17 protein-coding genes are annotated in these 20,033 nt (G+C 32.3%); 7 read left to right on the plus strand and 10 right to left on the minus strand.

Annotation, left to right across the window (positions count from 1 at the left end):
* Positions 1-4: 4 nt before the first annotated feature.
* The 8 genes from B8963_RS14240 to B8963_RS14280 form a co-directional block, all read right to left on the minus strand.
* Positions 5-748: an MORN repeat-containing protein gene (locus B8963_RS14240; protein WP_084062694.1), complete on the minus strand. Its 744-nt coding sequence runs from the start codon at positions 746-748 to the stop codon at positions 5-7.
* 88 nt (positions 749-836) lie between these two features.
* Positions 837-1,982 carry a hypothetical protein gene (locus B8963_RS14245; protein ID WP_084062699.1) on the minus strand — a complete coding sequence of 382 codons (1,146 nt, stop codon included), beginning with the start codon at positions 1,980-1,982 and terminating at the stop codon, positions 837-839.
* Positions 1,983-2,361: 379 nt separating this feature from the next.
* Positions 2,362-2,946, minus strand: coding sequence for a hypothetical protein (locus B8963_RS14250; RefSeq protein WP_143312550.1), 585 nt, complete (start codon positions 2,944-2,946; stop codon positions 2,362-2,364).
* 248 nt (positions 2,947-3,194) lie between these two features.
* Positions 3,195-3,884: a hypothetical protein gene (locus B8963_RS14260; RefSeq protein WP_084062711.1), complete on the minus strand. Its 690-nt coding sequence runs from the start codon at positions 3,882-3,884 to the stop codon at positions 3,195-3,197.
* A 220-nt stretch (positions 3,885-4,104) separates the two neighbouring features.
* Positions 4,105-4,593, minus strand: a complete 489-nt coding sequence (locus tag B8963_RS14265; protein ID WP_084062713.1) for a P-loop nucleotide/nucleoside kinase family protein — start codon at positions 4,591-4,593, stop codon at positions 4,105-4,107.
* 170 nt (positions 4,594-4,763) lie between these two features.
* Complete coding sequence (locus tag B8963_RS14270) at positions 4,764-5,543, minus strand: hypothetical protein (RefSeq protein ID WP_084062716.1); 780 nt, start codon at positions 5,541-5,543, stop codon at positions 4,764-4,766.
* A gap of 202 nt (positions 5,544-5,745) precedes the next feature.
* Positions 5,746-6,537 (minus strand): hypothetical protein, encoded by a 792-nt coding sequence (locus B8963_RS14275; protein WP_084062719.1) that lies wholly within the window; start codon positions 6,535-6,537, stop codon positions 5,746-5,748.
* 82 nt (positions 6,538-6,619) lie between these two features.
* Complete coding sequence (locus tag B8963_RS14280; protein WP_084062722.1) at positions 6,620-9,070, minus strand: M14 family metallopeptidase; 2,451 nt, start codon at positions 9,068-9,070, stop codon at positions 6,620-6,622.
* Between the two features lie 163 nt (positions 9,071-9,233).
* Here B8963_RS14280 and bshC point away from each other — a divergent pair, with 163 nt between their 5' ends.
* From bshC to B8963_RS14295, 3 genes are read left to right on the plus strand one after another with little or no spacing between them, the layout of a single operon-like run.
* Entirely contained in the window at positions 9,234-10,841 is a 1,608-nt protein-coding gene (bshC, locus tag B8963_RS14285) for a bacillithiol biosynthesis cysteine-adding enzyme BshC (protein WP_084062724.1), read from the plus strand.
* Between the two features lie 3 nt (positions 10,842-10,844).
* Positions 10,845-12,233 carry an ArnT family glycosyltransferase gene (locus B8963_RS14290; RefSeq protein WP_084062726.1) on the plus strand — a complete coding sequence of 463 codons (1,389 nt, stop codon included), beginning with the start codon at positions 10,845-10,847 and terminating at the stop codon, positions 12,231-12,233.
* A 17-nt stretch (positions 12,234-12,250) separates the two neighbouring features.
* On the plus strand, positions 12,251-13,621 hold the full coding sequence (locus B8963_RS14295) for a pyridoxal phosphate-dependent decarboxylase family protein (RefSeq protein WP_084062729.1): 1,371 nt from the start codon (positions 12,251-12,253) through the stop codon (positions 13,619-13,621).
* A 1-nt stretch (position 13,622) separates the two neighbouring features.
* Here the strand turns inward: B8963_RS14295 and B8963_RS14300 are convergent, their stop codons facing one another.
* Positions 13,623-14,168, minus strand: a complete 546-nt coding sequence (locus B8963_RS14300; RefSeq protein WP_084062732.1) for a pyridoxamine 5'-phosphate oxidase family protein — start codon at positions 14,166-14,168, stop codon at positions 13,623-13,625.
* 174 nt (positions 14,169-14,342) lie between these two features.
* On the opposite strand from B8963_RS14300, the gene guaA reads away from it, so the two are divergent.
* The 4 genes from guaA to B8963_RS14320 are packed head-to-tail and all read left to right on the plus strand — an operon-like array spanning position 14,343 to position 19,005.
* Positions 14,343-15,875, plus strand: a complete 1,533-nt coding sequence (guaA, locus tag B8963_RS14305) for a glutamine-hydrolyzing GMP synthase (protein ID WP_084062735.1) — start codon at positions 14,343-14,345, stop codon at positions 15,873-15,875.
* A gap of 54 nt (positions 15,876-15,929) precedes the next feature.
* Positions 15,930-18,083, plus strand: coding sequence for a LysM peptidoglycan-binding domain-containing protein (locus B8963_RS14310; RefSeq protein WP_084062738.1), 2,154 nt, complete (start codon positions 15,930-15,932; stop codon positions 18,081-18,083).
* 5 nt (positions 18,084-18,088) lie between these two features.
* On the plus strand, positions 18,089-18,493 hold the full coding sequence (locus tag B8963_RS14315; protein ID WP_084062741.1) for an OsmC family protein: 405 nt from the start codon (positions 18,089-18,091) through the stop codon (positions 18,491-18,493).
* Positions 18,494-18,525: 32 nt separating this feature from the next.
* The gene (locus B8963_RS14320; RefSeq protein WP_234989678.1) at positions 18,526-19,005 is read left to right on the plus strand and encodes a DUF922 domain-containing protein; all 480 of its coding nucleotides are present in this window, start codon (positions 18,526-18,528) and stop codon (positions 19,003-19,005) included.
* Between the two features lie 7 nt (positions 19,006-19,012).
* Here B8963_RS14320 and B8963_RS14325 read toward each other — a convergent pair whose 3' ends face one another.
* Positions 19,013-19,879 (minus strand): hydroxypyruvate isomerase family protein, encoded by an 867-nt coding sequence (locus B8963_RS14325; protein ID WP_084062747.1) that lies wholly within the window; start codon positions 19,877-19,879, stop codon positions 19,013-19,015.
* Between the last annotated feature and the right edge of the window lie 154 nt (positions 19,880-20,033).

The following is a 20,033-nucleotide window of genomic DNA, read 5'->3' on the forward strand; positions in this document are numbered from 1 at the left end:
ATGGTTATAGTGCGGTTTTTAATACATTATCTTCATAATAACCTTTTTCGGTTATAGTACCATTTTTATCTATTTTAAAGCCTAAACCTTCCTTATTATTTTTATGCCAAGAGCCTATATATTTTGATCCATCTGCATAGAAATAGACCCCAAATTCTTTTCTTAGGCCTTGTATGCATTGTCCCATGTATTGGGCGCCATCTTTCCAAACATGTATTATAGGGAATGATCTTTTTGAAAATAAAAAATAACCTATTGCATATGAATCATTATCATATTTCTCCATATTAAATCCGTTGTATCCATTGCTATTTTGACCGTAACCAAAATCTACTACATCAGCTTTATATCCTTTAATATCCTCTTTGTCATTGTTAAATTGCTTTTGCCATGCAATTTTCCCTCCAGCCATTTTAAAGGCTGGACCTTCTTTTTTATCATTTCGATAGGTATATAATTCTATGCTTCCTTCCTCTTTGTTCATTTCAATTAAAGTACCATCTTTTTGATGGTCTTTATTGTAGTTAGTAAAAGTTGTTTTACCGTCTGTATGAAGCACCATATTTGGTCCAACAATTAAGCCATCCATTCTGAACCCATATGAAATAGCACCATCGGTATTGGTGAACTTTTTAAAAGTAATAAGGTCTTTTTTTACCTCCTTTTTTCCAACTTGGTTGCCAAAATTTTGTTGTGAAAAACCTACTGTAATAGATAAGAATAATAGAATTAGAGTTGTTTTTTTCATTTTTTTTGAATTTTAAGATATTGTAAATTTAATTTTGTGATAAGTTAAAAACCATACGACAGTTGCCGTATTTTATATTGATTTTAAATTAATTTAAACAATAGAATTTGTACGCTTGTTTCTTTTCGTTACCCATATAATTTTCTGTTACAGAAATAGTGGTGTTGTTGTTTAAATGAGTCGCAACCGAAAATTCATCCATTTGAATATATCCTAAATTATTGCGAATAGTTCTTGAAATGATTTGATACTGCAAACGATTGCCAAAATGATCGGTTTTCAAGACAGCATAAACCGATTCTGTTCCTTCTGCCTGTGGTCCACGCAACATGACTAAAAAAACAATAGATTCATCACATTCAAAAAGTTTCCCTAAAGCATAAACGGTTGTGTTTGGTGTAAGAAATAATCTTTTAGACATTTTTAAATTGGTAATATCTCTACCTTGAGCTTTGCTATAATCATAAGTAAAAGCATTAGGCAATATGGAGAAATTGCTTTCAAAATCTTTCATTTCTTCGATTTGTTTAGCGTATTTTTTGTTTAAATCGTCTTTTGATCTTTGTTGCCTGTTATCTTGAATTGTTTTAATACGCTCTTTTAGGAGGCTTATTTCATCTTCATTAGTAGTAGAAATTCGAGTTATATTTTCTAAGCCTGTTTTTTTATTTTTAATAAATAAGTCTACATCATATTTCTTTTGAGCGTTTTGTTTTCTATCTAACTTTATTTGATATTTCCACATAGCACCCCAATAATATTCTAAATTTTGATTTGAAGGAGCTTTTGAAAATTTACCTACTTCAAACGTTTTTTCATTTAAAAGAGCAACTTTATCTATTCCTTTGTCATATGTAGATGCATAAACGATTCCGTCATTATAATTGGTAAGAATATTATCAAAACTTATTGTTTCTTTGTTTAAAAAAGTTAGTGTTTTTAAGTCTAAAAATTTCATTTTATTATCTTCTCTAAACAACAGTAGATCTTCCGAATTTAGCTTGTCTACATATTCATAAGGATACTTGAACTCTCTCCATTTTTTAGTTTTCCAATTGTAAAACTGTACAAAACTATGTGAAGGCTTTTTTAAATTTAATCTTCCTTTACCATCTTTTTTATAAATGGTAAAAGCAAAAACAACTTCGTCTTCTATGATAGTTTTAATAATTCCGTGCATTGGACTTGTAAAAACATCGCCTGGGTAAAAGTTATTAGTAGCTTCGTACCACAAAAAATAGTGCTCTTGTTTTAAACCGTTGTTATCCCAACCTGCAATTAGAGTTTTCCCATTTCTAAAATCAAATACATGAACAGTGTAATTATTATCTTTGGTATATCCATCAAAAATTACTTCTTTAACTTGCTCACCAGTAGCTAAATCATAAATTAATCCATAACTTTTGCCGTTCCAGATTAAACAGTGCGTTTCATCTTTATTAAGGATAATTTTTAAATCATCACTCCAGCTTACATTGGTTAATAAACCATTTTGCGCAAAAAGATTACTTAGAGAAAAAAGTGTAAAAAAGAAAATATGTCGTATAATGAGAAATTTATGCTACAAAAGAAAAAAAATCATAAGGGTAAAAACATACGACAATTGCCCTATTTTAGAGCAATCCTTTTCTTTGAAATAAAAAACGTAAAGCTATGAACGGTAAAATAATAGCAACGGCATTCCAATTATTATCAGGTGTAAAAAGATTGGGAAAATTTGGCACTACTAGCAACATCATAAAAGCTCCTAAAATAATGGAAATGTGTAAAATTATACCTCTAGCGCTAAAAGGATGTATGTTTGCTTGTTCTATTTCGTTTGGGTTGGACTTGTAGAACCATATAATTTCTAGTAAAAACAGTACTAAATTGAAATTAAAAAATATATTCTTGAAAAACAAAATCTCAAAATTTATGGCTACTAATTCGTATTTTTTATAATGTGCAATGAAACCAAAAAACAAAACAATAAAAATGAAATAAATGCCCATCAGAAAAAATTTAGATGATAAATTAGCTTCAAGATTTTTTCTTTTTTTAAAGTAATGAGTTACGATTGAATACAGCACTTCATTCCACCAAAAAAGATAAAGAATGTAAAAAATAGTAACTTGATTACTATAGATTGCCAATAATGTAAAGATTAGTATGGCTAACGTATCAAGAGTATTAAAATTTTTTCTACTAATGTGTTTCATTTTCAATTTTTGATACAATTCTATTGGATGAATTTATAAAAGAAAATTGTAAGATCGATTACCAAAGTAAAATGAATTGCATTCCTGAAAAGACCCATTATGTTGATGAAAAAGAACAAAAGTTGGGTAGAACTTCATATGGCTTTTACCTTTATAAAGTTTTAATTTTTAAGGAACACTTTTCTTTAAAAAAGACACTTTTTGTGTAGATTATTATTTCTCGATTTTTATATAGTTTTTGTAAAACATTATTTAGCTTTGAACAATTCAACCTGAAATTCCTCTTTTCTCCAATAAACTTTCACCACAATTGATTCAGGACCATTTGTCATAACTTCATACAAATAAGTATCCCCAGGCTTACTAAGTTCTTTTTTAAAAGGGTCGTTACTTTCTTTAAATATTAGTTTAAATTTACACTCGCCTTTCCATTCTAAATTTAGCAATGAATATGTCCTTCCATTTTTCATACGCTCCAAAAACATATTGTTAGAAATAGTTACGTATGTTGTATCAGATATAGCGGTATTTGATCGTCCATTCAAATAATAAAAATCACCTGATTTTAGATCCTCACAGGTTAAGTTCGGTTGTTTAGTCACAATTTTATCTTCTTGCTTTTGTTGATTCGAAAATGCTTCTAAGGCATAATCGCAATTTTTTAGCAATTTAGCCGCAACTTTATTACCTAATTCTTCGGTATTTATTTCTCTAAAAGAAGTAACACCGTAATACTCTTTCAGCTCGTCAATGTTTTTAACTAATAGTTCTTCAAAGCATCGTGGCATCGCCTCATCGGTAGTCACTTTTTCTTTTTCAAGACATTGGCAAAGTTTTTTTGAGAATTTATCATAAAGGTCTTGCCCGTTTGCGCTAAGCGAAACAAGGTAAATTATTGTAATTACTAGTAGATTTTTGAAATTGTAGATATTTTTCATTTAATGTATTAAAATAGTTGAGTTTAGTTAAATGTAGGGTGGAATTAAGAATATATTTTCATATCCGTCTATGCACAAAGCAAAGTTTATGTTTGGTGATTTCTAATATACTAAATTTAAAACCGTCGCGATATTCCAAATTGATTATCTTTGAATCTCCGAGAATCAGCATTTTGAAATAGGCTTCCAGAAGCTAATTTTATAGGTTTAGCATAAATTTTTATTCCGTAATAATAACACCACCATTAACCTCTTTTTCACTTGGTTTCTCAAACCAATTTTCCATAAAATCAAAGTTTTCTTTCGTCACTTCAAATTCATAAGTAGCGCCTTTTTCATTGTTCCTTTTCATTACTCTCTTCAATCGTGTTTCTTTTGATATATCTAAAAAATGAATTTTTAGTTCGTAGTCATTTGTCTCAGCAAATTTTCGGAATTTTTCGCGGTGTTCAAATTTTGACAAACCCAAATCGAGAATAGAATCAGTCTGCGAAGATTCTAATTGTTTAATTAGCTCCATGATTATTTTCTCTGATCTATCAATTCTTTCTAAAAACCATTCCAATCCGTCATCCGCATTTTTGTCGGGAAGAAATAAGGTCTTATTCCACTTGTCAATTGAAAAAATAATGCCGTTGGTTTTACTTTTCAATGCTATGGAATACGTTGTTTTACCAGAACCTGTGTTTCCAACTATTAGATGTATCATAGTGTTTTCTAAAATAAGTTGTACCGTTGGTGTGTATAAATAGTAACCTATTTAGGGGTCTAATTTAGCAAATAGAAGCCATGTAGAAAATTATTTCAGTAGTGAGGATTGGGGATTCTTAAATAGACTTTTAGAAGCAATTCATTACTTAAGGAACTAGTTCACCTAGTTTAATAACCGAATGAACTTTTATCATTCATAAACGGACTTTCAAAAGTTGTCCATTCCGTTGTTTTTAGTGAATTTCCATCAATATTCATGGGTGTAAATCTTACTTTGTATTTCCCCTTTCTTTTAAATTTAAATGCGCCTGAACACATATCGTGTCCTACATTTAATGTTCCATTCCATTCTTTTATATAATAGACTGATTTCTTATTTGTTTCTGTTTCTAGAACTTCTGTTTTGTACCATATTTCAGATTCAGCTTTGTTTTTAATTTTGAAAATTGCACTTGCCTCGGGACCACAACCATAATACACAAAATTCGTTTTTTCAAATTCAATTGTAAGATTGTCATTCAGTTGCTCAATTGATTTTTTATCTGTGGTTATCCAATATACTTTTTCACTTTCATTCTTTTCTCGGTTATATGTTGTCATTTCGCCAACTTCATTTTCAGTTTGGTCTGCGTATTTTAAAAAGTATTTGGTATTTGGCTTTAATTCAGATGTTGGACAGAATATAGCTTGGGTTAACAGCATTTGTCCAGTCAATATTTCTTGAAGATCTAGTTTAATTAATTCTCCGTTTTCACTTTCGAGATATACTGTTCTCTCTTTAAAACTTTTTATTATGTTTTGGCTAAAGGCATAACCTTCAATAATGAACATTGAATTTAAGCTGATTTCTTTTGTTGAAGGTAAGAATTGCATTCCCATTTCTGCACAATCTGCAAATAGAGGTTTCACACTTAAAGTTAGCACTAAAAGGATAACGATTTTTTTCATGAAGTTAGTTTCTCAAATAACCTCAAATATCGTTCCGTTAATACTTTTCCTAAAACTAGAGCTAAGGCAAAAAGCCATAGCTTTTATTTAGTTATTTTTTTTCTAAAGCTAAATTCATAAGATTTAGCGACTATATCAATGTACATAGAACTTTGGATTAAACCCTAAACTCCGCATTACTTATAGCTATTGTTAGCGGTAGTTATTTAGTTTCTCGATATAGTTCTCCATAATGCCCATTTGTAAAATATTCTTTCCAGTCGTTGCCATCTTTGATATTTTCAAAATGGCCTTCTAGTGTATGACTAAAAGTCTTTAATGAAATTAAATTTATTTGTCCTTCACATATTATTTCGTCAGTATCTAAATTTATAATTTTTAAATAGTCTGTTTCCTTTAAAATTTGCAGACCTTCATAACTTCCATGTTCAATAAGTAATGTGTCGGATTTACGCTGAGATTCCGTTGTTCCATCATTCCAATTAACTGTAACTCGTGAAAATTCTGCAAGTGGAAGGTGGTAAGGTCTATTGGGTTCGCAGTATGGTGTTCCTCCCATTATTACAACATTCCCATTATTGAGAATTATTTCTGAATTATTCTTTTTGAATTTCCAATTTCCTATACCATAAGTTTCATCAGCTCTTTCTTTAGTATATTTCATTCGAAAATTATATTTCTTCATCAATCTTCTGTCGGCATTAAAATCTCCCTTTTCTTCCCCGCAGAATAACGAAGATATTTGATAATCAGGTTCATCAAGAATTGGGTCTCTTGATGGTAACCAAGAACCATTTAAAAATGTTTCAGGGTTGAATGTTATTCCTTTTTTATTCTTATGCTTATTGTCCCAAACTTCTTCATTCTCTTGAAAACCGTATTTAGGGTACTGTAATTTTATATAACTTAAATCAGAAAAAGCCAATTGTCCTCCTTCCATACCTTGTTCGGTATAACAATACAGCTTTCCTTTACATATTAGTTTTTTATCCATCAGATTTTCGGGTTCGGCATAATTACCGCTAACAATTGGATATACGTATTAACTATATCCACACTATGTAATTAGGTTATTATTAATCTACCATAAATAAAGCGTTCACAAAAAACAATTTACCATTTTCCCAGAAGCCTCTAAAAAGTGGATTGTCTACCATATAAACCACTTGTCCGTGTCCATAATTTTCAACGCCAAATACCAATGTTTCTGCAATCTTCTTTTTAGCTTCGCTACCCGCAAAACCTGCCATTGGATTGGTGTTCTTCTCCAAATAAACTGCAGTACCTTCTTTTAAATATTCATAAGCATCATCTCCTAATTTTAAAGTAAAGTAATGATCGTCATAACCATAAGCTAGTGGATTGGTATGGTCTACTTTTGTTTTAAATATTGCTCCTGTAATGTAATTTTTAATGCTTTCTCTCTCTGTATCGTCATAAGTAGTTAAGGCATCTGTAGCAGTAGAATCTTTTTTAATCTCTTTAGATTTTATTGCAAATCCGTTTTCACCTTCTAATCCTTTTATTGCGCCACCCATGGCAATTAACTTACCGCCATTTTTAACCCAATCTTTTAACTCAGCTAGTTTTTCTTTATCTAAAAAACGACCATACCAGCCATCTGGTAAAATTAAAACATCGTACTTTTTAAGGTCGGAGCTGTTAATATACTCAGCTTCTAATACCGCTACAGGGTAGTGTAGTTGTTGTTCAAAAAAGTGCCATATTTCGCCAAATTGTAGGGTTCTAGTGGGCGATCCTGTTAATACAGCAATGTTATTATTTTTAATCATGTGTACAGAACTCGAACCAAAATCATTGCCACCGTCTACAAACCCAGTGGTAGTTGGCACTAAGGTTTTAGCATATTTAGCGGTAATTGTAGTAAGCTTTTCAATAAAATTGTTGTTATTTTTATTATCAGACTTAGTAATAATTAAACTGCCTCTATCGTACTTTTTCCCTTCTAGTGTATATGGTTTTTGAGTGAATCTAACTTTAATGTTTTCTTTTAGTAATTCTGCTAGAAAACGAGCGTCATTCATACTATTCCAATTAGTAAGGTACGCATACGCATTATTTTGTAAAACGGAAGTAGCTGGTTTGTTTACCGTAGCTGTTGCATTTATTTTGCTTTCCGAAGCTACAGCATCTAGGCCATAGGCATAAGGTAAAGACCATGCGGTAATATCGTACGTTAAAGAATCGGATAAAATGGCATTGGGTTCGAACAATACTTTTACGAGTGTTCCTTTAGTTTGGTCCGTAGAGACTACTAGTGATGCATCTTTTGTTTTTACACTTTTGGTTTGTCCGTTACTATAGTCAAAGCCTTTAATTGTAGTAGCATTTGTCCAGCCATATTTTATTTCATGTTGGTCTAAGAGTTTTGTTAAAGCATCTATTTTACCAGCATCACCTTGTAATACATAACTCTTGTATTTAAAATTTCTATTGGTATAGAATTTCTGAAACTCTTCATTTAATTTAACCGTGTTTTTAGCTGCTACTTCAACTGTAGACATTCCGGTAGTAAAGTGGTGCGCAATTCTATCTTTTAGCGTGAGGGTATCGCCAATTTTGGTTAGTATGCCTAATCCTGCTTCGCCACTTCCGCCTTGTTCGTAGGTCATGCCTATGGCACCATTGTATAATGGATAGGTATCACCATAACTAGGGTAAAATAAATCGAACACTTCTTTGGTGAAGTAAAACCAGCCATTTTCATCAAAATACTTAGCATGATTTTTTCCAATGGTCACTTGGAAATCTCTTTGAAAATTAGTGATGACTTCATGATAAGGTTCTGCGGCAGGCGCAAAATAATACGGACTGTCAACTCCTTGTTCATGAAAATCTACATGAATGTGAGGCAACCATGTATTGTAAACTTTTAAACGTTGCTGACTTTCTACTTGTGTTAACCAAGCCCAATCTCTATTCAAATCAAACATATAATGATTTGCTCTTCCGTTAAGCCAACCTTCATTATGTTCTTTACTATTAGGGTCTACGTTATTAGGCGAGTTTCTGTTTTCGTTGTACCAATTTACATACCTATCGCGACCATCAGGGTTAATACACGGATCCATAATTACCACTGTATTTTCAAGGTAATTCATTTTTTTTGTCAATAACTCGTAAATAGTTTGCATAGACGCTTCGGTACTTACACTTTCATTGCCATGAACATTATAACTTAACCAAACTATGGCTTTGTCAGGCACTGTTTGACTATTTGTACTTTTAAGGTGTTCTGTTCTAATAGTTTCTAGATTGCTAATATTGCTAGCGGAAGAAACATAAGCTACAAACAAAGGTCTTCTTTCATTTGTTTTTCCGTAGTATTGAAGTTTTATGTTATTAGGCAACTTTTCAGCCAGATATTCGTAATAATCTACCACTTCATGATGCCTTGAAAATTCGGTACCTAATTCATATCCCAAAAATTCGGAGGGTGATTTAATATCTTGTGAGTGAAGAAAACTGTAAGAAAGAAGTACTAAAGCGACTAAAATGTTTTTCATGAAGTAAAATTTTGAATAGACTCAAATCTAACAATAAATTAGGAATGCTCGTATAGCCTTTATAAATTTATTTATTAGTGCTATAGATACAACTACTTAACGTATTTTTAGGTTTTAATAAAGGTCAAGAGTTTTATCTTTACAACCATTTTTAAATGTTATTATGAAGATTGATGGTATTCCCTTCAAGCAAACAGGTTATTTTTCGAAATTAATTGTAGATTATCTAGAAGAAAAAGAAGGACTAAAGTCCTTTTATAATCGTTTTCCAACTTTTGAAAATTTTAAAGATCAGATTAAGGAGAAAAAAGATAATTTTCCTAAATCTCACAGGAACGTATTGGTTGCAGCACTAAAACACCAATACAAAAACACTACTGCCAGTGAGCTAACCAAAAGCAATATTGATTCTTTATTAGATGAAAATGCTTTTACTATTGTTACGGGGCACCAACTTAACTTATTTACTGGACCATTATATTTTTTACATAAAATTATTGCTACAATAAATTTAGCTAAGAAATTAAAAGAGAAATACCCTGAAAATACTTTTGTGCCAGTATATTGGATGGCTACAGAAGATCATGATTTTGAGGAAATAAATTATTTTAACCTTAACGGTAAAAAATTACAGTGGAATAAAAAAGTATCTGGTGCTGTTGGTAAGCTAGATACCAATGGTCTTGAGGCAGTATGCGATACATTATCATCGGAATTAGGGAGTTCTACCAACGCCAAATATTTAGTAGAATTATTTGCCGAGGCGTATTTAAAGCATAATAATTTAACCGAAGCTACAAGGTATTTGGCTAATGAATTGTTTAAAGATTACGGACTAGTAATTGTAGATGGTGACGATGCAGATTTAAAACAATTGCTTGTGCCTTATGTCAAGTCCGATCTTTTTGATAATACATCATTTAAAAATGTTTCTGCTAGTCTTGAAAAATTAAACCAATTACCAGAAAACTATAGTGTTCAGGTAAATCCTCGTGAAATAAATTATTTTTATTTGATTGATGGAATTAGAGAACGCATTATAGAGAAAAAAGGCACATTTTATATTAATGATACTGTCTTAAGTTTTACTAAGAGCGAAATACTAACAGAATTGGAAAAGCATCCAGAACGTTTTTCTCCAAATGTAGTGTGTAGGCCTTTGTATCAAGAAGTAATTTTGCCTAACCTGTGTTATATTGGTGGCGGCGGAGAAATTGCTTATTGGCTAGAACTTAAAGCCTATTTTAATGCTGTTGAGGTGCCATTTCCAATGCTGCTATTGCGTAATTCAGTATTGTTAGTTACTGAGAAGCAAAGAGAAAAAGTAGAAAAATTAGATTTGACCATAGCAGATTTATTTTTGAAACAAAACACGTTTATCAATAAAAAAATTAGAGCTATCTCTAATATTGATATAGATTTTTCACCACAGAAAAAGCAACTAGAAGAACAGTTTCAGTATTTATATTCCATAGCAGAACAAACAGATAAATCTTTTTTAGGAGCGGTAAAAGCGCAAGAAGTAAAACAATTAAAGGGATTAGATGCTTTAGAAAAAAGACTTTTAAAAGCCCAAAAGCGAAAATTAAAAGATCATGTGATTCGTATTACTGAAATTCAAAATGAGCTCTTCCCAAATAAATCGTTACAAGAAAGGCAACAAAATTTTTCTCAATTTTATTTGGAATATGGTCAAAATTTAATTCCTACGTTAGTAGCAAACTTAGAGCCTTTGACTAAAAATTTCGAAGTTTTAGTTTTGAAAAATTAGTTTATGCAGCTAAAGAGCATTTTACAAAAGAAAAGTTATTTTCTTGCCTTGGTTAGTTTTATTGGCATTATAGCAATAAGCCTAATGAAAAGCGCAATGGAATTGGAGGATGCTGAGCAAGCCTATTTTTCGCAATGGTTTCGTTTTGTTTATGATGATCAACCTCCATTATACACATGGCTGCAATATGGTATTAATAGTGTTTTTGGAATTAGCGTTGTTTCTTTTTCATTATTAAGAGCTATTATATTTGCATCCATAATAGTAGTCTTATATAAATTTAGCGAAACGTATTTGAACGAAGTAACTAAGGCTAATTTGGTAATTTTTTCATTGGCGATTATTCCTGTATTTATAGATTTCACTTTTCGCCGATTGTCCCATACTTCACTACTATGTTTAGCTGTTGTATTAACCTATATGCTTTTGCAAAATTTAATTGCAAAAAAAACAATACGTAATTATGTGTTATTAGGAGTAGTTGTAGCCTTTGGTGTACTAGCCAAATACAATTATGTACTGGTACTAGGAGCTATAGCATTGGTAAGTTTTATTGATGAAAAATTGCGCAAGATTATATGGAATAAGAATATTATTATTTCAATTCTTATCACGGGTTTGCTAGTAACACCACATTTTTATCAATTGCTAAGTAACCAAGAATTTCTTTCGGCGCTCAGGGCTAGTGTAGAATTAAAGACAATGGGACAGGAGAAAACAGGTATACCTGTACTGTCGACAATATTTACAATGCTTTTAACCTTGGTGAAAGTTGTCTTGCCAATTTTCGTAATTTTTCTAGTGTTTAAATTATTTAAAAAAGTAAGTTTTAATTCTTCGAGATACGATTGGTTAGCTAAAACCATGTTTGCCCAGTTGGCCGTAATTGCGTTATTTTTTATTTTTATGAATGTTCAAAAGACCGAGGAGCGTTGGTTTTTACCCTTATTACTACCTTTCTTGCCACTTTTATTGAAATCTATAACTTTTGGAGCCATAAAAAAATGGGAGACCAAAGGATTTTATTTATTTCTTTTTATCCTTTTTGCACAAGCTATTCGTACGCCAATAGAAAAATTACTAAAAATCCCTTCAGATGTTCATTTCGGATTTCAACCAATTTCAGATGTTTTAAATTCAAAATACGCTAATGAAGATTGGGTGCTACCAAACGTTACCTATGCTGGGAATGTAAAACTTTTAAATTCAAGAGTGCCGGTTTATGCAGCGGATGATTTTTCGTTACCAGAATTTTTGCCAAATAAGAATAGTGCTATTAAAGTGCTTATTGGTAAGGATGGTTTAGGTGATGTTAAAGTACTGGATAGCCTTGTAGATTTTGGAAGACGCAAACAAATGATATATTTTATCAGAGACGATAAAAGCCAATAATTAATACTCATTCCTTTATGCATAATATCGATATAGAATTAGTGGAAATGACACTCGATGTCATGAAATATGTGATAAATCGTATTACAAAGACTTCACCTGAACTAGGTCAGCCTAAAAAAGAGGAAGAGCTGAAAGCATTAGTAGGCGAAACAATTACCTCTGAGGGTATTGGTGGAGAAAAGGCGTTTCAGTTATTTCGTGATGTTTTGGTAAAAGCCACTGTCCCAATTGATCATCCAAGGCATTTGGCTTTTGTTCCTGCATCACCTACAAGAGCAGCAATTATGTTTGATTTGGTGACTTCCGCATCCAGTATTCATGGAGCGTATTGGATGGAAGGCGCAGGAGGTATTTTTTGTGAAAATGAAGCAATGCATTGGTTAGTTTCTATCACCGGAATGCCCAAAGGATCCTTTGGAGTTTTTACGAGCGGAGGTACTGCAGCAAATCTATCAGCTTTGGTTGCGGCAAGAGGACAGTGGAGACAAAATAAAGAAAATAATAATAAAAAGGGAATTATAATTGCCTCTATTGGTGCGCATTCTTCTGTAAAAGCAATGGCCAATGTTATGGATGCAGAAATTCTATTGGTGCCTTCGGAAGAAAGAATGAATAGAACCGACTTGGAAGCGATATATGCGAACTTGCCAGAAGACCAAAAGCAAAGAATTTTTGCTGTTGTTGCAACTGCAGGTACTACTAATGCCGGTATTATTGATGATTTAGAAGGAGTAGCAACTTTTTGCGAGAAAGAAAACTTGTGGTTTCATGTAGATGCAGCGTATGGCGGTGGTGCTCTTTTAGCAGACTCTGTACGTCACTTATTTAAAGGAATTGAAAAGGCCAATAGTATTACTATAGATCCACATAAATGGTTGTTCTCTCCATATGATTGTGGCGCAGTTTTATATAAAAATCCTGAAATAGCAAAAGCGGCACATTCTCAAGAAGGATCTTACTTAGAAATTTTCAAAGATGAAGGTGCGCATGGTTTCAATCCATCGGATTATCAGATACAATTAACAAGAAGATTAAGAGGTTTGCCTTTGTGGTTTTCATTAGCTATGCACGGAGTTGATAAATATAAGTGGGCGGTAGAGCGTGGTATAACTTTAGCGAATAAGGCTGGAGAGCTAATCACCACTAATACTCATGTAGAATTAGTAAGGGAACCTAGTTTATCATGTGTTATTTTTAGGCGAATAGGATGGACACCTGATGATTATAGAAATTGGACCTATGAAAACCACCGTAAAGGCTTTGCTCTAGTAACACCAACAAAGTGGAAAAAAGGGACTGATTTTGAAACAGTAGCGCGATTTTGTTTTATCAATCCTGATACAACAGATGATGATATTGTTGCAATTTTAGAGACCATGAAATAATTTAAGGAACTAAAAATTCACTTACCCAGCCATTTATATCTTTATGGAATTGCACTTTAAAATGGTTTACTTCTCTTAGTTTAAGGTATTCCACTACTTGGGCTTGCACTTCTAATATGCAGAAGTAATTTTTATTTTTAAGATATTCTATATCCTTGTTTTCTACTAATTTGCTTCCAGGCGCTTGATCTGTAGTGTAATTTTTTTGTGAAACTGTACTTAGGCTGGACCATTTTTTCTCAAGAATGCCTTTATCTTCTACAATAGCTGCTATCCCTTCAACTTTTAACTGTATTTTTTTAATAGGGTGGTAAAATAACAAACATACTTTAGGGTTGTTTTTTATTTGAGCAACTTTACCAGATCGTTCATCAGTAAAAAAAGTGAACTTAAAATCGGAAGTCATTTCTCTTAAAACAATTAACCTGGATTGGGGCGCATTGTTTAAACCTTCGGTGGCCAAAACACAAAATTTTAAAGGATGATCTCTTTCCTGGAGCGCAAGTTTAAATTCTGTTTCTATTTCTTGTATATAAGGATTCATCATTAATTGTATGATTTTGGCAGGTGTTGCGATGTTGGTCTATAATTGTTGGGTAATTTACTAACTAAATTTACATCTATTTGTTTTAAATACTCACATTTTAAATAAGTTCATTAAATAGCTAATAAATATCTTTTAATTAACTTTCTTAAAATTTTCATTTTACTATTTTTGCGGATGCAAAATAATGTCCTGATTTTAGATTTTGGTTCTCAGTATACGCAACTCATAGCTAGAAGAGTTAGAGAACTTAATATTTTTTGTGAGATTAAACCTTACAATAAACTTCCAGAAGATTTATCAACCTATAAAGCAGTGGTTCTTTCAGGTTCTCCTTATTCGGTAAGGGGAGAAGATGCTCCGCATCCAGATTTATCTCAAATTCAAGGAAAAAAACCTTTATTAGCGGTTTGTTATGGTGCACAATATTTGGCGCATTTTCAAGGAGGTAATGTAGCACCATCAAACACAAGGGAATATGGTAGAGCTAATTTATCGTTTATAAAGACTAATGAACCTTTCTTCGAAAATGTTTCAACAGGAAGTCAGGTTTGGATGAGTCATTCAGATACGATTAAAGATCTTCCAACGAATGCCACATTATTAGCGAGTACTAACGATGTTAAGAACGCAGCGTATAAATTAGAAGGCGAAGATACTTATGCCATTCAGTTTCATCCAGAAGTTTATCATTCTACTGATGGGAAACAGTTACTAGAGAATTTTCTAGTACATATAGCGGGAGTTGCGCAAACTTGGACTCCAGATTCTTTTGTGGAAACAACAGTAGCGCAGTTAAAAGAAAAGATTGGAACAGATAAAGTAATATTAGGCCTTTCAGGCGGTGTAGATTCATCCGTTGCGGCTATGTTATTACATAAAGCAATAGGGAAAAATTTGCATTGTATTTTTGTAAATAATGGCTTGTTGCGTAAAGATGAATTCCCAAGTGTTTTAAAACAATACGAGGGAATGGGGCTTAATGTGAAAGGAGTTGATGCTTCGGCACGTTTTTTGGATGAATTAGAAGGGGAAAGCGACCCAGAGAAAAAACGTAAAATTATTGGCCGCGTTTTTATTGAAGTTTTTGATGATGAATCGCACTTGGTAGAAGATGCTAAATGGTTAGCACAAGGAACCATTTATCCAGATGTAATTGAGTCTGTTTCAGCAACAGGTGGACCATCGGCAACAATAAAAAGTCATCATAATGTGGGTGGATTGCCAGATTTTATGAAATTGAGTGTTGTGGAGCCTTTACGAATGCTTTTTAAAGATGAGGTTCGTAGAGTGGGGGCAAGTATGGGTCTTGATCCATTGTTGTTAGGAAGACATCCATTTCCAGGACCTGGTTTAGCTATTAGAATATTAGGTGATATTACAAGAGAAAAAGTGGCAATTCTACAAGAAGTAGATGCAATTTTTATAAACGGATTAAAAGATGCTGGGCTTTATGATAAGGTTTGGCAGGCTGGAGCAATGCTTTTACCCGTAAATAGTGTAGGCGTAATGGGCGATGAAAGAACTTATGAAAAATGTGTAGCTTTACGTGCTGTTGAAAGTACCGATGGTATGACTGCAGACTGGGTAAATTTACCTTATGAGTTTTTGCAAAAAGTATCTAATGATATAATTAACAAAGTTCGTGGGGTAAACAGGGTAGTTTATGATATTAGTTCTAAACCACCGGCAACTATTGAATGGGAATAATAGTAAAATACGTATCTTTTTAAATTGCTCTTTATTAAGCGAAAATATAATTAAATGAAAAAACCTATTATTAAATACTGTCTAACAACCATTTTTATACTGTTGTTTAGTATTTCTGCATTTGCTCAAAAATTCACAACCCATGCGGTTAAAAAAGGAGAAACTTTGCAAAGTATTTCTAGACAATATAAGGTTACTCCACAAAGTATTTTAAATCTTAATAAAGAAATTAAAAGTGCTGATGAATTAAAACCGAATACAATTCTTGTGATTCCTCTTGATGCTAAGGCGGCTGATACAAACGAAGTGGTGGTTAAAAAAACAAGCACTGCTAATGGAGAACAACTAGTTTTAGTTCAACAAGAACCTATAGGTTTTACAACCTATAGTGTAAAAAGAAAGGATAACTTATTTAGATTGGCGGAAAAATTCAACGTTACTCAAGAAGAGATAAAGCGTTATAATAAAGAACTCTATTCCGTACAGCTAAAAAAGGGAATGACTTTAAAGATTCCTAAATACCGTAAAATTAAGCCAGAAGAGAATCCTCTAAATAGTGATAATTTTGAAATGTATACGGTACAACCAAAAGAAACCAGATGGTCCATCGTTAATAAATATGGAATAAGTATGGATAGCTTATTGGTTTTAAATCCGGATTTGTCGCCAAATGATACCTCACTTGCTGCAGGTCAAAAATTACGATTACCGAAATTACCGGGTAGTACAACACAAAATCAAACTACGCAATTATATGTGTCTTATACCGTGCCTCCAAAAAAAGGGTATTTGGCATTGGAAAGAGAATTTGGTGCTACCGAAGAAGAATTAAAAGCACTAAACCCTGAACTTAAGACAGGCGGTCTTAAAGAAGGAATGGTGATTAGAATACCTCAAAAAAAGGCAGATACGACAGTTGTAAATACGGAGAATTTTATTTTTTATGAAGTTAAACCAGGAGAAGCAGAATACGGATTAACTAGAAAATTAGGACTTTCTTACAAAGAATTATTAAAATATAATCCTGAGCTTCAATCTGGTTTTAAAGCTGGAATGGTTTTAAAGTTGCCTAAAAATAGCACTGGAGATTTTGAAGTAAAAAATTCTTTGGTTATTGAAAACATTAATTTGGCAGAATTGGTAAACACAAACAATCAACCAAATATAGTGCTAATGCTACCTTTTAGATTAGATTTGATTGATGTTAATAATAAAGCCAATGCAGCGGAATTAATAGATAATAGAAAAGATTCTAATTGGAGTTTAGGGTTGTATAGCGGCGCTTTGGTTGCATTAGATTCTATTAAAAAACTAGGATTAAAAGTTAATGTTTCGGTTTTAGATACCGAGAAAAGTTTAGAGCGTACAAAAGAATTATTATTAAAACCAGAGCTTAAAAAAGTTGACGCTATTATAGGGCCTTTAGATTCACAATCATTACAAGAAGTTGCCACTAGAATGGCTCAATATCAAATTCCTGTTATAGCACCATTGCCAACAAAAAGTGATATTAGCTTAAATAATGTATTCTATTCTGTGCCATCAGATGATATTTTAAAAGATGCCATTATTAATTTTGTAAAAGAAAAACGTACTACAGAGAATATAGTGGTAATTGCAGATGATGAACACAAAGCTATTAAGCAATTAATACTTGAAGAATTTCCAAAAGCCAAATCTTTACAGTTGGTAGAGAAATATGCAATGAAAGATAAAATCATTTCTTTATTGTCTTCAACTCAAGAGAATTGGGTGTTTTTAGAGGCGGATCAATTTAACACCATTAATAGTGTTGTTTCTGTGCTTAATGCATCGGCAACTCAAAAAATTAAAATAAGATTGTTTACTACCAATAAGGGAAAAGCTTTTGATGATAAAAAAATAAATAACACCCATTTGTCTAACTTATCATTTACATATCCGTCTGTAGAAGGAGAGGAGAAGAATGATTCTTTTGAAGCGAATTATAAAAAAATGTTTGGAGGAAAATCTCCAGACAAGTCAGCTTATCGTGGATTTGATATTACTTATGATCTTTTGTTGAAACTGGCTTATAAACAAAATTTATTTGAAGCTTCAAAGTTTGTCACTGAAACTAAATACAGCGCAAATAAATTTAATTATACACGTAAAGGGGCTGCTGGTTATTTTAACACTGCTTGCTATATAATGGCATATGATAATATGTGGATTAAACAAGCTAATTAATTAGAATGACGTCAAAAGTAATTTACACTGGTGGATTAAGAAATAGTTGTGAGCATATGGCTTCCGGTGCAACTTTCACGACCGATGCTCCTGTTGATAATAATGGTTTAGGTCAAGCTTTTTCTCCTACTGATACCGTTGCAACAGGCTTGGCTAGTTGCATGTTGACCATGATGGGGATTAAAGCTAATGGCTTGAATATAGATCTTAAAAATTCAACTGCTGAGGTTACAAAACATATGGCAGCCAACCCTAGAAGAATATCGAAAATTGAAGTGAATTTGCATCTTCCTTCTGGAGTTTCAGAAAAGGACAGAAAAATATTAGTGCATACTGCCAATACCTGTCCTGTTCACTATAGTTTACATCCGGATATAGAAAAGGTAATTACGTATAATTGGGATTTATAAAAACACTTTTTATTTTTTGTTTTGTCTTTGTTTTGAACGTACCCTTTCAAAACGAAGAAGTAATTCTTTGGTATAAATCAAGAAAACTTACATGGAAAGATTTTAAGGGTGCTCCTGAAAATACTAGAGCTGCAGCAGTTACAGCTAGTGGCTTAACCTATGAATTTTCTACAACAAAGAAAAATAATCAAGTAGTAGACATAGATTTTACGGTGAGTTCACATTTTTACCCAAGCAAATCGTGGTATAGACCAGAAGTATGCGATACAGTTATTCTTGGGCACGAACAATTACATTTTGATATAACCGAAGTATATGCACGAAAATTCATAAAGCTTTTAAAAGCGAAAAAATTTTCGAATAATGTTAAGAATGAAGTCAAGCAAATCTATAACACTATAAATAGTGAATTAAATGATTTTCAAAATTTGTATGACTCAGAGACTAATTTCTCTCGTAATAGAGAAGCACAACTAGCTTGGGAATTAAAAGTGAAAAAATTGCTAGAATAATCCTGATTTAAACATCGCAAATTAAAAACCCTTGTTTAAGAGATTCTATTTTGTCTTCTCTTTCGGGAATAAACTCTTGAGCAACATAACCTTTGTATCCAGTTGCTAAAATAGCGCGCATAATTGCAGGGTAGTATAATTCTTGGCTTTCATCTATTTCATGTCTGCCTGGTACACCTGCTGTGTGGTAGTGGCCAAAATATTGGTGGTTGTTTTGAATACTTCTGATGATATCTCCTTCTTGAATTTGCATGTGGTAAATGTCATATAGCAATTTAAAATTTTCAGATCCTAAACCTTTGCATAGCTCAATTCCCCAAGCAGAAGTATCACACATATAATCAGGATGGTTAATTCTATTGAAAAGTTCCATTTGTAGTACAACACCGTGCTTTTCTGCCAAAGGCATAATTTTTGAAAGTCCGTCTATACAATTTTGCAAACCTACTTGATCGTTCATTCCGCGGCGATTTCCACTAAAACAAATTAAATTGGTGTAACCTGCTTCGGCAACCTTGGGGATCATTTCGCTATAATTTTTTATTAAAACATCATGATATTTTGGGTCATTCCAACCCTCCGTTAGGCTTATTTCGGCCCCATTGCACATGGCGCTATGTATATTGTATTTTTTAAGCAAAGGCCATTCTTTTGGCCCCATTAGGTCAACTGCTTTAATACCAAGCTCATTCATTTTAATAAGAAAATCTTCTAAGAGTATACTATTAAAGCACCAATGGCAAACACTATGGTTAATATTATTTTTTAACTCAAAGTCTTTTGCCATAGTCGATTCTTTAGTGTTTACAGCGTTACATGATATAATGCCTAAAGTGCCAGCTGCAGTTGTTCCAATAAAATCTCTTCTTTTCATGATGATTGCTATTTACTATAGTTCAAATATAAAATATTTTGATAAATAAATGTAATGTTTACGTTTAATAAAGCGATGATGTGTTAAAGCTTTATACGTGCTTTGTATCTAAATTTACTATTAATTCTAGGTACTATTACTTTTAGAATGAATA

The sequence above is a fragment of the Cellulophaga tyrosinoxydans genome, assembly GCF_900176415.1.
Lineage (GTDB): Bacteria > Bacteroidota > Bacteroidia > Flavobacteriales > Flavobacteriaceae > Cellulophaga > Cellulophaga tyrosinoxydans.

Bases quoted from the DNA above. Each gene is read 5' to 3' on its own strand.
- B8963_RS14260 (WP_084062711.1), bottom strand. From the start codon at position 3,884: ATGAAAAATATCTACAATTTCAAAAATCTACTAGTAATTACAATAATT.
- B8963_RS14310 (WP_084062738.1), top strand. From the start codon at position 15,930: ATGAAAAAACCTATTATTAAATACTGTCTAACAACCATTTTTATACTG.
- B8963_RS14280 (WP_084062722.1), bottom strand. From the start codon at position 9,070: ATGAAAAACATTTTAGTCGCTTTAGTACTTCTTTCTTACAGTTTTCTT.
- B8963_RS14300 (WP_084062732.1), bottom strand. From the start codon at position 14,168: ATGATGAATCCTTATATACAAGAAATAGAAACAGAATTTAAACTTGCG.
- B8963_RS14250 (WP_143312550.1), bottom strand. From the start codon at position 2,946: ATGAAACACATTAGTAGAAAAAATTTTAATACTCTTGATACGTTAGCC.
- guaA (WP_084062735.1), top strand. From the start codon at position 14,343: ATGCAAAATAATGTCCTGATTTTAGATTTTGGTTCTCAGTATACGCAA.
- B8963_RS14325 (WP_084062747.1), bottom strand. From the start codon at position 19,879: ATGAAAAGAAGAGATTTTATTGGAACAACTGCAGCTGGCACTTTAGGC.
- B8963_RS14270 (WP_084062716.1), bottom strand. From the start codon at position 5,543: ATGAAAAAAATCGTTATCCTTTTAGTGCTAACTTTAAGTGTGAAACCT.
- B8963_RS14290 (WP_084062726.1), top strand. From the start codon at position 10,845: ATGCAGCTAAAGAGCATTTTACAAAAGAAAAGTTATTTTCTTGCCTTG.
- B8963_RS14275 (WP_084062719.1), bottom strand. From the start codon at position 6,537: ATGGATAAAAAACTAATATGTAAAGGAAAGCTGTATTGTTATACCGAA.
- B8963_RS14295 (WP_084062729.1), top strand. From the start codon at position 12,251: ATGCATAATATCGATATAGAATTAGTGGAAATGACACTCGATGTCATG.
- B8963_RS14240 (WP_084062694.1), bottom strand. From the start codon at position 748: ATGAAAAAAACAACTCTAATTCTATTATTCTTATCTATTACAGTAGGT.
- B8963_RS14265 (WP_084062713.1), bottom strand. From the start codon at position 4,593: ATGATACATCTAATAGTTGGAAACACAGGTTCTGGTAAAACAACGTAT.
- B8963_RS14315 (WP_084062741.1), top strand. From the start codon at position 18,089: ATGACGTCAAAAGTAATTTACACTGGTGGATTAAGAAATAGTTGTGAG.
- bshC (WP_084062724.1), top strand. From the start codon at position 9,234: ATGAAGATTGATGGTATTCCCTTCAAGCAAACAGGTTATTTTTCGAAA.